Origin of the sequence: Streptococcus sp. OMI870 (assembly GCF_047460295.1) — a bacterium.
In the GTDB taxonomy this organism is placed as follows: Bacteria; Bacillota; Bacilli; order Lactobacillales; family Streptococcaceae; genus Streptococcus.
Genome location: NZ_JASHGM010000002.1, coordinates 43708 through 56195, shown reverse-complemented (window position 1 = coordinate 56195; position 12488 = coordinate 43708). Strand labels below are relative to the sequence as shown.

Below are 12488 nucleotides of genomic sequence, written 5' to 3'. Positions count from 1 at the left end.
AATCAAGTATAATAAAACTAGTAAAAGCATAGGAGAACTTGTTATGGCTGTTAAAGATTTTATGACACGTAAAGTGGTTTACATTAGTCCAGATACTACAATTGCTCATGCGGCAGATTTGATGCGCGAACAAGGCTTACACCGTTTGCCGGTCATTGAAAATGATCAATTAGTTGGCTTGGTGACAGAAGGTACGATTGCAGAAGCAAGTCCATCTAAAGCAACAAGCTTGTCTATTTTTGAGATGAACTACCTACTCAATAAAACAAAAGTTAAGGACGTCATGCTTCGCGATGTCATTACCGTCTCAAAATTTGCAAGTTTAGAAGATGCGACCTACCTCATGTATAAGAACAAGGTAGGAATCCTTCCAGTCGTGGACAATGAGCAAGTATCCGGTGTCATCACTGACCGTGATATTTTCCGTGCCTTCCTTGAAGTGTCCGGTTATGGAGAAGAAGGAGTCCGTGTTCGCTTTGTGACAGAAGATAAGGTTGGCGTTCTAGAACAAATCATTCACTTGATTGTAGAAGAAGGGTATAACATCGCCAATACAGTCAATATCCCAACCAAAGACGATCGTGTCGTCATCGAAGTTCAAATTGATGGGGTGACAGATCTAGAAGGAATCCGTACTAAATTTGAAGCAAACGGTTTGAAAGTCGATGAAATCACTCGAACAACCGCAAAAGCTATTTAATAAAAAATCAGGCTGGATGATCATCCAGTCTGATTTTTTATTAACGGGTAATGGGTTGTTTTTCTTTATCTAAAGTGAAGCCTTCTCCGAGAATTTCATGGGCTTCGGAAATCGTGATAAAGGCGAATGGATCGATCTGATTGATGATGTCTTTCATTTGTTTCATCTCATTCCGTGAAACGACACAGTAGACGATATCCAGATCTTTACGGCTGTAATAGCCCATTCCACGGATAAAGGTAATCCCACGACCCAGATCGTCGGATACCTTTTGGGCAATCTCTTCTGGTTTAGATGTAACGATGAGGAAGCCTTTTCCAGCAAAACCACCTTCTCCAATCAAGTCGATCACAAGGGTGTCAATCAGGATAAAGAAGAGAGTGTACATGGCGGTACGGACATCTTGGAAGACTACGACAACAGTTGTCAGAACAATGGCATCGACAATCAACATGAGTTTTCCCATACTGAGGGAAGTGTATTTATTAAAGATGCGAGCGAGGATATCTGTTCCTCCAGTAGTTCCACCGGCATTGAAGATGATCCCTAGCCCCAAACCAAGCACAACCCCTGAGGCAATACAGGCAAGCAGAATATCTCCTTTAAAGGCGTCAAAGATGAAGTGATGGTAGCGGTGGCTGAGGGGCATGGCTTCAAAAATTGCCATCCAAGCCGAAACCGAGAAGGTCCCCAGTAAGCTCAGATAAAGAGATTTTTTACCCAGCAGTTTCCAAGCGAGAACAAAGAGAGGGATATTGATCAGTAAGTTCATGAGGGATACGGGGATTTTGAAGAGGTAATAGGTGATCAAGGTAATCCCTGTTGCTCCTCCTTCATAGAAGTGAAAAGGGATGACCAAAAAATAGATCCCAAATGAAAAAATGCCGGCCCCCAAAATGATAGCCAGAATATCTTTAAATTTAAACATGATAGGTAGTCTCCTAAAACTTTATAAGAATATTGTAACAAAAAAGTGAAAAAATGAAAATGACTTTGAAAAATTTTCTCTCCTAAAATACAAGATTTTTACCCTTATTTTTGGTAAAATAAAAAGAAGAAAAACAGAAAGAGGATACTATGGGAAACGGTACATTAATTTCATTTGAAGGACCAGAAGGAGCAGGGAAATCATCGATCCTAGAAGCCGTTTTGCCTCTACTTGAAGAAAAAGAAATTCCTTATATCACAACCCGTGAACCAGGTGGTGTCGACATTGCCGAAAAGATCCGCCAGGTCATTTTGGATCCAGACCATACCAGTATGGATGCCAAGACCGAGTTGTTGCTTTATATTGCTAGTCGCCGGCAGCATTTGGTAGAACGTGTTTTGCCAGCCCTTGCAGCTGGGAAGATTGTCTTGATGGACCGCTTTATTGACAGCTCGGTGGCTTATCAAGGGTATGGTCGCGGTCTGAGCGTGGAAGACATCGAGTGGCTCAATCAATTCGCGACAGATGGTCTTAAGCCAGATCTCACCCTTTACTTTGATGTGGATGTCGAAGAAGGGCTCGCCCGAATTGCGAAAAACCAAGAGCGGGAAGTCAATCGTTTGGATTTGGAAGGATTGGAACTTCACCAAAAGGTCAGACAAGGTTATTTAGCCTTGTATGAAAAGGAACCAGAGCGAATCGTGAAAATCGATGCCAGTCAATCCTTTGAAGACGTCTTTACGGATGTCTTGGCTGTTTTAGAAGATCGCTTGGGGACATTGAAATGAAGCTAGAAGAGATCCAACAGCTCCAGCCAGAATTGGTGGAGCGCTTCACCCAGATCCTAGAACACAAACAGCTCAGTCATGCTTATCTCTTTACAGGTTCTTTTGCCAGTTTTGAGATGGCCCTCTTGCTAGCTCAAAGTCAGTTTTGCGAAGATTTGCAGGGAGTCTGGCCTTGTGGTAAATGCCGGTCCTGCCGCTTGATTGCGGAAGAAGAATTCTCTGACGTGAAGATCGTGCGTCCAGTCAACCAGATCATTAAGACTGATCGTATTCGCTCGCTGGTTCAAGACTTTTCTCAATCCGGATTTGAAGGAAGTCGGCAGGTCTTTATCGTCCAAGATGCGGATAAGATGCATACCAATGCAGCCAACTCTCTCTTAAAAGTCATGGAAGAGCCCCAGAGTGAGATCTATCTCTTCTTGTTGACATCCGATGAAAACTTGATTTTACCGACCATCAAAAGTCGGGCCCAGCAGGTCCATTTTCCAAAAAAGCAAGCCTACCTTACCGAACGTCTAGAAAAAGAAGGTTTGATTAAATCGCAGGCAAGTCTAGTAGCTCGATTTAGTTTTAGTCTTGAAGAGGCAGAGCAGCAAAAAAAGAATGCTACGTTTTTTGAGTTGGCTAAAGTTTGTAATCAGTTCATCGAACGTTGTCACTCCAATTTGAATAGCGCCTATTTGGAAGTGACTCGATTGGTGACCTTAGCAGATGATAAGGAAAAACAAAGCCAAGCCTTTCGATTGATGGAGTTGGCTTTAGAAGAGCAGTTGCGCTTGAGCAGATCCCAGCAGTTGCTGGAAAAATTGAGTCTTGCTCGCACCATGTGGAAGGCCAATGTTTCTTTTCAAAATGCTCTAGAATATATGGTTTTGAGCTTAGAAAGTTAAGGAGTCAGAATGAATAAAAAAGAATTATTTGATGCTTTAGACGGCTTTTCTCAGAATTTGTTGGTCACCTTGGCTGAAGTCGAAGCCATCAAGAAAAATTTGAAACAAGTCATCGAAGAAAATACAGCTCTTCGCTTAGAAAATGATAAATTGAGAGAGCGTTTGGGGGAAGTGGAGAAGACCTCCTCCACAAAGTCACAACACCATGGTCGTGAAAATTTGCAACGAATTTACAATGACGGCTTTCATATTTGCACCTATTCCTATGGTCAACGCCGTGAGAACGATGAAGAGTGTATGTTTTGTGACGAGTTGTTATTTAGGGAGTAAGCATGCAGATCCAACGAAGTTTTAAAGGGGAAAAGAAAACAGGGGTGCTTTACCTGGTCCCAACACCGATCGGCAATCGTGAAGATATGAGTTACCGCATGGTCCAGACCTTGAAGGATGTGGACTTGATCGCAGCTGAGGATACTAGAAATACAGGCCTCTTGCTCAAGCATTTTGAGATTAGGACTCCCCAGACTAGCTTTCATGAACACAATGCCATGGAGAAAATTCCAGATCTGATCGCCCATTTAGAATCCGGAAAGGATGTGGCGCAAGTCTCAGATGCAGGACTCCCAAGTATTTCTGATCCTGGTCATGATTTGGTCAAGGCAGCGATTGAACGAGAGATTCCTGTCGTAGCTGTTCCTGGTCCTAGTGCAGGAATAACTGGTTTGATTGCCAGTGGCCTAGCCCCTCAACCTCATATTTTTTATGGATTTCTGCCTCGCAAAGAGGGGCAACAAAAGGCCTTTTTCCAAGAAAAAGTGGCCTATCCAGAGACCCAGATCTTTTATGAGTCGCCCCATCGGGTGAAGGCGACCTTAGAGAATATGTTGGCTGTCTATGGGGATCGTCCGGTTGTCTTGGTTCGTGAATTGACCAAGATCTACGAAGAATATACTCGTGGCAGTATTTCTGAGTTAGTCGCATTTCTTGAAGAAAATCCCCTTAAAGGGGAGTGTCTCTTGATCGTCGAAGGAGCCAAAGAAGAAGAGTTAGACCTAGAAGAGGTTGACTTAATCCAAGAGATCGATACCTTGGTCCAAGAGGGCATGAAGAAAAATCAAGCAATTAAACAGGTCTCCAAACAATACGGCCTGCAAAAGAGTGAGCTCTATGCTCGTTACCACCAAGAGTAAGAAAGGTTGAAAGCAGGATGGAAATTAGAATGGCTTATCCCAACGAGATTAAGCGAATTATGGAAATCATCCAAGATGCCAAGGAAAGCCTGGCTCAAAGACAGGTTGACCAGTGGCAGGATGGCTATCCAGATGAAGAGATCATTTTTGAGGATATACTAGAAAGTCGTGGCTATGTGGCCGTTGAAGACCAAGAGGTCGTAGCCTATGCAGCCGTCCACAAGGGAAATGAAGCGGCCTATAATGAGATTTACGATGGCAAGTGGGAGCATGACAACTATATGTATGTTACCTTTCACCGTGTCGCTGTGGCCAAAGAAGCTGCTGGCAAAGGGGTGGCTCAGACCTTCCTCCAAGGGTTGATCGAAGGAGAAAAAGGGCCTGATTTCCGTTGCGATACGCATCCGGATAATCTGGTCATGCAACATTTGCTTGAAAAATTAGGCTACCATTATTGTGGAAAGGTCCCAATTGATGGTGTCCGTCTGGCTTATCAAAAGATCAAACGAAAAGCAGAAACCAGTTTGTTCCAAGTGGTCTCAGAAGAGGACCGCTGGGACCAAAGAGCAGAAGCGGCCTACAATGACACTTTATCTTAAACAATTCTATGAAAGCCCTATGGGACTTCTTTCGATCATTGTCAGCGAAGAAGGCCTTGTAGAGCTTGATTTTTATGATCCAAAAGAGCCTGTACCAGATTCTGATGGAGCCCTAGAGCAAGTTCATCCCTTCCATGAAAAGGTGAAGGAGTGGTTGGACCACTATTTTGCGGGGGATCCAATTCCCGTCAGCTTTCCATTAGCGCCAAAAGGAACAGCCTTTCAAGAGCGGGTATGGCAGTTGTTGCGAGAGATCCCCTATGGTGAGACCAAGACCTATGGGCAGCTTGCCCAGGATCTTTCTTGTGGTTCTGCTCAGGCCGTGGGACAAGCTGTTGGGCGCAATCCCTTGACAATTCTAGTCCCCTGTCACCGCGTGATGGGAAAAAATGGAGAATTGACAGGCTATGCGTCTGGACTCGATCGTAAACGCTGGCTCTTACAACACGAAGGAATTACCTGGAAGGAGAAATGAAATCGATGTATACCTTTATTGAATACCCAAAATGTTCGACTTGTCGAAAGGCTAAATCAGAATTGGACGGTCTCCAATGTGAGTTTCAGAGCCAAAATATTGTAACCGAAACACCGACTAGTCAAGAATTGCAAGACTGGATGGTAGCGTCTGGCCTACCGATCAAATCTTTCTTTAATACCAGCGGGATGAAATACCGGGAACTCGGCTTGAAAGATAAGGTGGATCAACTGACAGTGAAAGAAGCAGCGGATCTCCTTGCTTCAGACGGTATGCTGATCAAGCGCCCCCTACTTGTCAAAGACGGAAAAGTGGTTCAAGTGGGCTACCGGAAACCATACGCAGACTTAGATTTGTAAATGAAAAGGGAGTTGGACTCCCTTTTCATTTTGAGTTGAAGATGATATAATCATACGAGTGAAATCTACGAAAGAGAGTTAAGGATGAGTATTTTAGAAGTGAAAAATTTGAGTCACGGTTTTGGGGACCGTGCGATTTTTGAGGATGTGTCTTTCCGTTTGCTAAAGGGAGAGCATATCGGTCTGGTCGGGGCCAATGGTGAAGGGAAATCGACCTTCATGAGCATCGTGACCGGTAAGATGCAACCAGACGAAGGAAAGGTCGAGTGGTCTAAGTATGTGACCGCTGGTTACCTGGACCAACACGCTGTCCTAAAAGAAGGACAAACGGTGCGCGATGTCTTGCGGACAGCTTTTGATGAGTTGTTCACAGCAGAGGCTCGGATCAATGACCTCTATATGGCCATGGCAGAAGACGGAGCTGATGTCGATGCTTTGATGGAAGAGGTTGGAGAACTCCAAGAGCGTCTAGAAAGCCGTGATTTCTATACCTTGGATGCCAAGATTGATGAGGTAGCCCGGGCTCTTGGGGTCATGGACTTTGGCATGGATACGGATGTGACCTCCTTGTCAGGTGGGCAACGGACCAAGGTCCTCTTGGCCAAACTCCTCCTTGAAAAACCAGATATCTTGCTACTAGATGAGCCGACCAACTACTTGGATGCAGAGCACATCGATTGGCTCAAGCGCTATTTGCAAAATTATGAAAATGCCTTTGTCCTCATTTCCCACGATATTCCATTCTTGAACGATGTGATCAACATCGTCTACCATGTGGAAAATCAGCAGTTGACCCGTTATTCTGGGGACTACTACCAATTCCTTGAAGTCTATGAAATGAAGAAATCGCAATTGGAAGCTGCTTATGAGCGTCAGCAAAAAGAAATTGCTGACCTCAAAGATTTCGTAGCCCGTAATAAGGCGCGTGTGGCTACTCGGAATATGGCCATGTCTCGTCAGAAGAAGCTGGACAAGATGGAACTCATTGAGTTGCAAAGTGAGAAACCAAAGCCCTCCTTTGAATTTAAAAATGCCCGGACTCCTGGACGCTTCATTTTCCAAGCCAAGGATCTCCAAATTGGCTATGATCGTCCTTTAACCAAGCCTTTAAACCTGACCTTTGAGCGCAATCAAAAGGTAGCCATCATCGGTGCCAACGGGATCGGGAAAACTACTCTCTTGAAGAGCTTGCTGGGAATCATTCCACCGATCGCTGGAGAAGTAGAACGTGGAGATTACCTAGAACTTGGCTATTTCGAGCAAGAGGTCGAAGGAGGCAATCGTCAGACACCGCTTGAAGCAGTCTGGAATGCCTTTCCGGCTCTCAACCAAGCAGAAGTCCGTGCCGCCCTTGCCCGCTGTGGCTTGACCACTAAACATATCGAGAGCCAAATCCAGGTGTTATCCGGTGGAGAGCAAGCCAAGGTACGCTTCTGTCTCTTGATGAACCGTGAAAACAATGTCTTGGTACTAGACGAACCAACCAACCACTTGGATGTAGATGCCAAAGAAGAGTTGAAACGGGCCCTGAAAGAATACAAGGGATCGATCCTCATGGTTTGCCACGAGCCAGACTTCTATGAAGGCTGGATGGACCAAATCTGGGACTTTAATGAATTAACGTAAACACAAAAAGAGAACCGTGCGGTTCTCTTTTCAGATTGAAGTTAAAGACTTCTTAGAAACTTTCCTTAGGTGAGTACGGACGTCAGCGAACTTCGTAGAAGTTCCATGACTAATTATTGAGCCTAAGGTCTAAATAATTCCGAGTGCCTGAAACTGTATTGTTTCAGGCACTTTTCTCATAGCGGAAAGTTTCAGTAGATGAATGTCTTAAATAATTAGAATTCAGTTTATTTACCAATGAATCTATTAGCTAATTTTATGTAAAATGTTTATCAATATCTTAAAAAGAGAACCGTTTGGTTCTCTTCTCATTATTTCTTGAAATCGTAGTCTTTTACGATTTCAATTTTTTCAATCTTGATGTCCGTTTTTGGTTTGTCCTTATCATCGGTTTCGGCAGATGCAATTTTATCGACGACATCCATGCCATCGATGACTTGTCCAAAGACAGTGTAGTTACCGCCATCAAGGGTTGGATTTCCACCATTTTTATAAGCATCGATGATCTTAGCTGGGAAGCGATCCGTCGGGAGCTTGCTAGAAATATCTTCCTTATTTTGGTTGATATAGAATTGACTACCGTTGGTATTTGGACCAGAATTGGCCATGGCTAGGGCTCCACGAAGGTTGTAAAGGTATGGAGAATACTCATTCTCAAAACCAGTACCTGAATCTTTGGATTTGTCTTTGCCCTTCCAGATGGATTCACCACCAGTACCATCTCCCTTAGGATCCCCAGTTTGGATCATAAAGTTGTTAATGACACGATGGAAAAGTAAGCCATTGTAATAGCCTTCTTTTGCATGGGTCAAGAAGTTCTCAACTGCAAGTGGGGCATATTTAGGGAAGAGCTTCACAGTGATGTCGCCTTCAGTCGTTGTGATTTTAACCTCCGCTTCGTCTTCAGCCACGTCAGTTGATAGTTGTGGGAAGACGGCATTTTCATTGGTCATGGCATCGTTAAAATCTTTGCGCAGTTGTTCTAATTTCTTTTGTTCTTCTTCAATTTTCTTTTGATCTTTTTCACTAGAGCTAGAAGTTGCTGTCTGCTCTGTTTTTTCTTTGCTTGAGCTTGAGGAGTTAGCGTCTGTCTTATTGGACGAACAAGCTGTTAAAGCCAAGCCGGAAAATAATAGTAGTGCGATTAATTTTTTCATATTCTTCCTTTCCAACATAGTTGTCTTTTTCTATTGTACCTTAATTTTGCGATACTTTCAAATTTAGACGGAAATCTCTCCTCACTAAAGTTGGTTAAAGATTGTCAATGCTTGATAAATCACTAATTAAGAAGGAAGTTGCGTAGAGATAGAAAATTCGGTATGATGGAAAGTGCTTTTAGAGCTGTGAAATAGATTTTTAAAGAGGAAGAAAGTCATAAATGAAACAACCACGTAAATTTTATATTTACTCGAGAAGTTCACTGTATTTTTTGATCTTTTTGGCAGTGTCAATGCTCATCGCTGTCATCCAATTGCTGCTTGAAGATGATTTTTTTGAAAACCTAACAGCCTTATTGGCTGCTTGTTCTCTTCTAGTGACAGTTGGCTGGATTGCTTTTTCATCGATGGGAAGAATAGAGATTAGGAACTCAGAAATAGTGGTCGATCGCAATTTCAAGCGCTATCGTCTAGCCCCATTAACCATTGAGGTCCGTTTAGGAGAAAAGGACTCGACGCGAGGGATCACCAATTATCCAATTTATGTGGAAGGAAAGGTCGTGGGGCATGGGACTTCTGGTCGTTCAATTACACTTAAATTCCTTGGTACTAAACGGAAAAATAAGGAATTACTGAAGTATTATCAAGAACATCTTTAAGCCCAAGTAGAAGCAAAGAAAGCTCTTGAGCAGGAGCCTACGGAAGTGGACTTTGAACAAATCGTATTAGCGTTGAAGGAGCGACAACAATTCCCTTTACGCGATTTGGTCGAATTTGGTGCAGATCAAAGGAATCTCAAAAAAACAGTATTTTATCATCCTAAAGAAAATAAACTATATGTCGGAAAAAGTGTTCCATTTCCCATTATCTTTACTCCAAGTGGCATCCTTTTTTATGGCATTTATCTGTTAACGGATCGAGTATCCTTTCATGGATTTATCCCACTAGTGCTATCATTTGGATTGATGTTTGTCATCGCTATAGGCCAATTGAAACGCAGAAGGCAGAAGTATACAGTGAATGTCATTCCTTATGAAATACCTGAGCACTATTTTCAAGTACAGAAGTCAAATGGATTGAAAACCTATTTGCTAATTCTTGTTTTTGGGCTCATCACCTTAGGATTATCCATCTTATATCTTACCTTCGGAAGCTTTCTGTTATTATTTATAAGTTTTTTGATGTGGTATTTCTTTGTTTTGTTAACATTATGCGGCCAATTCAAGAAAACACACTATTTAAAAATTTTGGAAAAGAAATAGTTTTCTTAATTCTTTAAAGCAATATTCACCCGTATGGGTGATTTCTTTTTGGCCTAAATCACTAATTAAGAAGGAAGTTGCATATAGATGGATAATTCGGTATGATGGGAGATAAGTTGTTTTGTTGGAAAATAAACGAATTCCCTCAAAAACGGTATCATGAATAGGAGGATATAAATTGGATTATAAAACTCTACGAAAAAACTATAGACTCTATATTAGATCTGCTGGCTTGTTGGCAATGCTTCTGATTGTTTGTATAGGATTAGTAGTCAGAGATACTCTTCTTCAGACGGGTGGCGTCTTATTGGTACTTGCAGGCTTGTTTTTATTCATCCAATTGCTTAAGAAGAGCTACACCAACAAGTGCAACACTATGCTCCATGTAGACTTAGATTTAGCTTTTTGGCAGCAATACCTTCAGTTGAACAAGAATGTGAAAAAGCCCATTTTACAGATAGATATGAAGCTAACTTCGGTCGCCTATTCTTTTATGATGGGAGATTTCGACACTGTCATAAAGGAAGCTAGAGAAGCACTTAGTCAGACGGATTATCCGCAAAAATATAAGAACTTTTTTGAGAGTTATCTTATTCGTTCGATCGTCCTGACAGATCCTGATTTGTCTAGAGAAGAGCTAGAGGCTCGATTAAATGAATTGACCATTACAGACCCCACACTAGCTGAGAAAACGAAAAAGGTCTGTCTCGCTCTTTATGACTTAACCATTGCCCACCAAAGCAATGACTATTTCGAAGATTTAAGAAATGATTTCAAGTACCAGCAGTTGGAAATTATCTACTACCAGGCCTTAAATGCTACTCTTAAAGGCGATAAGTCTAGAGCTGAAGAGCTCTTTCGCAAGTTGGTTTCAGAAGATGAGTCGCTCTATATTGTTCGAAAGGCGCAACAATACTTGAAGGATGAAGGCAGTCATCTGTAAATCCTCCAATCGGAATAGAGATTAATTGAAAGAGCCTGAACAAACACAAGGAGTTATTGGAAGGTAAGTATGAAGAAATCAATCTTTAAAGCAAGCTTTGAAGAGAGTCTCAATCTCGAAGATGATGGGTTTGTAAAGTTACAGCAAGAGCAACATGATAGGACAGCGAAATTTTTTAAGAATGGGTATGCTTCTCTTTGGTTTCGAATTCGAAGTTTGATTTTATCCCTTATTTTCCCTGTCGGTTTTAACTTCTTTCTGCTGATTGTATCAATAGAATTTCATGAAAGTAAGACGTTAACTCTTCCAATAGCTAAGCATGAATCCTTAACAGTAAATGTATTTTTAATCTTGGTTTTCATTTGGTTTTCCTTTATTGTGATTGGAAAGTGGGTGAAACGAGCTTACCTGTTACCATATCGCTATCAGTTTCATGCGTTTACGTTTATGGTTTGGTTCTTATTGGAAATGGATCTAGTTGTTTTTGACATTTTATTGGCAAATCTATCAACTTTTGAAATCATTGCTATTTATGGAATCATGATGATAGCAACTTACATGCTATTCACAATTGCGCTAGCAGGATTAAGAAAACTTATGTATGCAGAGCTTTCTGAAGATACTTTCCTTTATAAGATTGCAAAAATGATTTCTCTTTATGGGATGGCTATTTTAGGAATAGGGATCATTATCAAGCATATTTTGGGAATCTTTTCATTAGATGTTTCAACTTCCATCAAGGCATTTGGCTTTTTATTGCTGTGGATCTTTTGTAATATAGTAGTGGTTGCCATCATTGCTTTTATAGGTTTACCATACTTCCTCCAAGCCTACTACAAATGGAAATATCCTGAAGAATACCGTGAATGGGAAGGCAAATCTGTAGAAGAATGGTATGGCAAAAAGTATTTGAAGAAACACCAGGAGTACTTGAAACATGAATAAACATTTTGAAGAGATGTCATTTGATGAATTGAAATGCTACCGTAGAGAAGGTCTATGGAGATCTTTGGGACTATTGCTGGTCATTATTTTGGTGATTACGGGTATGGTCCTGATGGAAGTGAACCATGTTTCTCCATCCAATCAGAATCGTTTTCGAGTTATTGGTTTGACCATGGTCATTACGCTCTTTGGCTACCTTATGCCTCTGATGGCAGCAAATCGTGTGATGCGAGACCATCCGGATTGGGTTAAGAAATCAGGGATTCGAGCGAAAATTCCCTTGCCGATGGCTTGGCGTGTCAAAAGACTTTGCGTACTTGGAGCGAGTCTATTAGTGATTGGAGTAGGATTTACTTCGTCATTCAAACCACAAGTCCAACAAACAAATGTACAAAATCAAATCGATATCATTCAAATGGATAACGAATTGGAAAGAGAGCAAAAGGTCGATCAAGTTCTAGATACCATTACACCGGTGGATAAAAAATCTGAGTAAGATCCATTTCGAAATTTGAACATCATTGAATATCGTTCTAAACAGCTCTAAAGAACAGTGCCCACTCGGTGCTGTTTTTCTGCTTTCTGCTACAAATTTGTGAAAGTGATTTTACTAGAGAACTAGCTTG

16 protein-coding genes are annotated in these 12488 nt (G+C 41.7%); 14 read left to right on the top strand and 2 right to left on the bottom strand.

The window, feature by feature from the left end; genetic code table 11:
• Positions 1 to 43: 43 nt before the first annotated feature.
• Positions 44 to 700, top strand: coding sequence for a CBS domain-containing protein (locus tag QM968_RS04375; protein WP_247920190.1), 657 nt, complete (start codon positions 44 to 46; stop codon positions 698 to 700).
• 40 nt (positions 701 to 740) lie between these two features.
• Here QM968_RS04375 and QM968_RS04370 read toward each other — a convergent pair whose 3' ends face one another.
• A complete protein-coding gene (locus QM968_RS04370; protein ID WP_247920147.1) occupies positions 741 to 1628 on the bottom strand; it encodes a YitT family protein in 888 nt (295 codons plus the stop codon).
• A gap of 149 nt (positions 1629 to 1777) precedes the next feature.
• Here QM968_RS04370 and tmk point away from each other — a divergent pair, with 149 nt between their 5' ends.
• The 8 genes from tmk (at position 1778) to QM968_RS04330 (ending at position 7555) form a co-directional block, all read left to right on the top strand.
• Entirely contained in the window at positions 1778 to 2416 is a 639-nt protein-coding gene (tmk, locus tag QM968_RS04365) for a dTMP kinase (RefSeq protein WP_009731468.1), read from the top strand.
• Positions 2413 to 3306 carry a DNA polymerase III subunit delta' gene (locus tag QM968_RS04360; RefSeq protein WP_414382533.1) on the top strand — a complete coding sequence of 298 codons (894 nt, stop codon included), beginning with the start codon at positions 2413 to 2415 and terminating at the stop codon, positions 3304 to 3306. Before tmk ends, QM968_RS04360 begins: the two co-directional genes overlap by 4 nt.
• Positions 3307 to 3315: 9 nt before the next feature.
• Complete coding sequence (gene yabA, locus QM968_RS04355; RefSeq protein ID WP_049497826.1) at positions 3316 to 3636, top strand: DNA replication initiation control protein YabA; 321 nt, start codon at positions 3316 to 3318, stop codon at positions 3634 to 3636.
• Positions 3637 to 3638: 2 nt separating this feature from the next.
• Positions 3639 to 4496 (top strand): 16S rRNA (cytidine(1402)-2'-O)-methyltransferase, encoded by an 858-nt coding sequence (gene rsmI, locus QM968_RS04350; protein ID WP_009731465.1) that lies wholly within the window; start codon positions 3639 to 3641, stop codon positions 4494 to 4496.
• 17 nt (positions 4497 to 4513) lie between these two features.
• Positions 4514 to 5095 carry a GNAT family N-acetyltransferase gene (locus QM968_RS04345; protein ID WP_037613917.1) on the top strand — a complete coding sequence of 194 codons (582 nt, stop codon included), beginning with the start codon at positions 4514 to 4516 and terminating at the stop codon, positions 5093 to 5095.
• A complete protein-coding gene (locus tag QM968_RS04340) occupies positions 5079 to 5570 on the top strand; it encodes a methylated-DNA--[protein]-cysteine S-methyltransferase (protein ID WP_009731463.1) in 492 nt (163 codons plus the stop codon). Before QM968_RS04345 ends, QM968_RS04340 begins: the two co-directional genes overlap by 17 nt.
• A gap of 5 nt (positions 5571 to 5575) precedes the next feature.
• Entirely contained in the window at positions 5576 to 5929 is a 354-nt protein-coding gene (locus QM968_RS04335; RefSeq protein WP_009731462.1) for an arsenate reductase family protein, read from the top strand.
• A gap of 84 nt (positions 5930 to 6013) precedes the next feature.
• Entirely contained in the window at positions 6014 to 7555 is a 1542-nt protein-coding gene (locus QM968_RS04330) for an ABC-F family ATP-binding cassette domain-containing protein (protein ID WP_414325910.1), read from the top strand.
• 311 nt (positions 7556 to 7866) lie between these two features.
• Here the strand turns inward: QM968_RS04330 and QM968_RS04325 are convergent, their stop codons facing one another.
• Positions 7867 to 8712: a peptidylprolyl isomerase gene (locus QM968_RS04325; RefSeq protein WP_414382530.1), complete on the bottom strand. Its 846-nt coding sequence runs from the start codon at positions 8710 to 8712 to the stop codon at positions 7867 to 7869.
• Positions 8713 to 8933: 221 nt separating this feature from the next.
• On the opposite strand from QM968_RS04325, the gene QM968_RS04320 reads away from it, so the two are divergent.
• The 5 genes from QM968_RS04320 (at position 8934) to QM968_RS04300 (ending at position 12358) form a co-directional block, all read left to right on the top strand.
• Complete coding sequence (locus tag QM968_RS04320) at positions 8934 to 9371, top strand: hypothetical protein (RefSeq protein WP_414325908.1); 438 nt, start codon at positions 8934 to 8936, stop codon at positions 9369 to 9371.
• A gap of 45 nt (positions 9372 to 9416) precedes the next feature.
• Positions 9417 to 9974, top strand: a complete 558-nt coding sequence (locus QM968_RS04315) for a hypothetical protein (protein WP_414325907.1) — start codon at positions 9417 to 9419, stop codon at positions 9972 to 9974.
• A 178-nt stretch (positions 9975 to 10152) separates the two neighbouring features.
• Positions 10153 to 10917: a hypothetical protein gene (locus tag QM968_RS04310; protein ID WP_414382527.1), complete on the top strand. Its 765-nt coding sequence runs from the start codon at positions 10153 to 10155 to the stop codon at positions 10915 to 10917.
• 69 nt (positions 10918 to 10986) lie between these two features.
• The gene (locus QM968_RS04305; protein ID WP_414382524.1) at positions 10987 to 11862 is read left to right on the top strand and encodes a hypothetical protein; all 876 of its coding nucleotides are present in this window, start codon (positions 10987 to 10989) and stop codon (positions 11860 to 11862) included.
• Complete coding sequence (locus QM968_RS04300; protein ID WP_009731457.1) at positions 11855 to 12358, top strand: hypothetical protein; 504 nt, start codon at positions 11855 to 11857, stop codon at positions 12356 to 12358. Before QM968_RS04305 ends, QM968_RS04300 begins: the two co-directional genes overlap by 8 nt.
• The last annotated feature ends 130 nt before the right edge of the window (positions 12359 to 12488 follow it).

Excerpts from the sequence above, each read along its gene's own strand:
- rsmI (WP_009731465.1), top strand. The coding sequence starts at position 3,639 with ATGCAGATCCAACGAAGTTTTAAAGGGGAAAAGAAAACAGGGGTGCTT.
- QM968_RS04360 (WP_414382533.1), top strand. The coding sequence starts at position 2,413 with ATGAAGCTAGAAGAGATCCAACAGCTCCAGCCAGAATTGGTGGAGCGC.
- QM968_RS04370 (WP_247920147.1), bottom strand. The coding sequence starts at position 1,628 with ATGTTTAAATTTAAAGATATTCTGGCTATCATTTTGGGGGCCGGCATT.
- QM968_RS04375 (WP_247920190.1), top strand. The coding sequence starts at position 44 with ATGGCTGTTAAAGATTTTATGACACGTAAAGTGGTTTACATTAGTCCA.
- QM968_RS04320 (WP_414325908.1), top strand. The coding sequence starts at position 8,934 with ATGAAACAACCACGTAAATTTTATATTTACTCGAGAAGTTCACTGTAT.
- QM968_RS04335 (WP_009731462.1), top strand. The coding sequence starts at position 5,576 with ATGTATACCTTTATTGAATACCCAAAATGTTCGACTTGTCGAAAGGCT.
- QM968_RS04345 (WP_037613917.1), top strand. The coding sequence starts at position 4,514 with ATGGAAATTAGAATGGCTTATCCCAACGAGATTAAGCGAATTATGGAA.
- QM968_RS04330 (WP_414325910.1), top strand. The coding sequence starts at position 6,014 with ATGAGTATTTTAGAAGTGAAAAATTTGAGTCACGGTTTTGGGGACCGT.
- QM968_RS04340 (WP_009731463.1), top strand. The coding sequence starts at position 5,079 with ATGACACTTTATCTTAAACAATTCTATGAAAGCCCTATGGGACTTCTT.
- QM968_RS04300 (WP_009731457.1), top strand. The coding sequence starts at position 11,855 with ATGAATAAACATTTTGAAGAGATGTCATTTGATGAATTGAAATGCTAC.
- QM968_RS04325 (WP_414382530.1), bottom strand. The coding sequence starts at position 8,712 with ATGAAAAAATTAATCGCACTACTATTATTTTCCGGCTTGGCTTTAACA.
- tmk (WP_009731468.1), top strand. The coding sequence starts at position 1,778 with ATGGGAAACGGTACATTAATTTCATTTGAAGGACCAGAAGGAGCAGGG.
- QM968_RS04305 (WP_414382524.1), top strand. The coding sequence starts at position 10,987 with ATGAAGAAATCAATCTTTAAAGCAAGCTTTGAAGAGAGTCTCAATCTC.
- yabA (WP_049497826.1), top strand. The coding sequence starts at position 3,316 with ATGAATAAAAAAGAATTATTTGATGCTTTAGACGGCTTTTCTCAGAAT.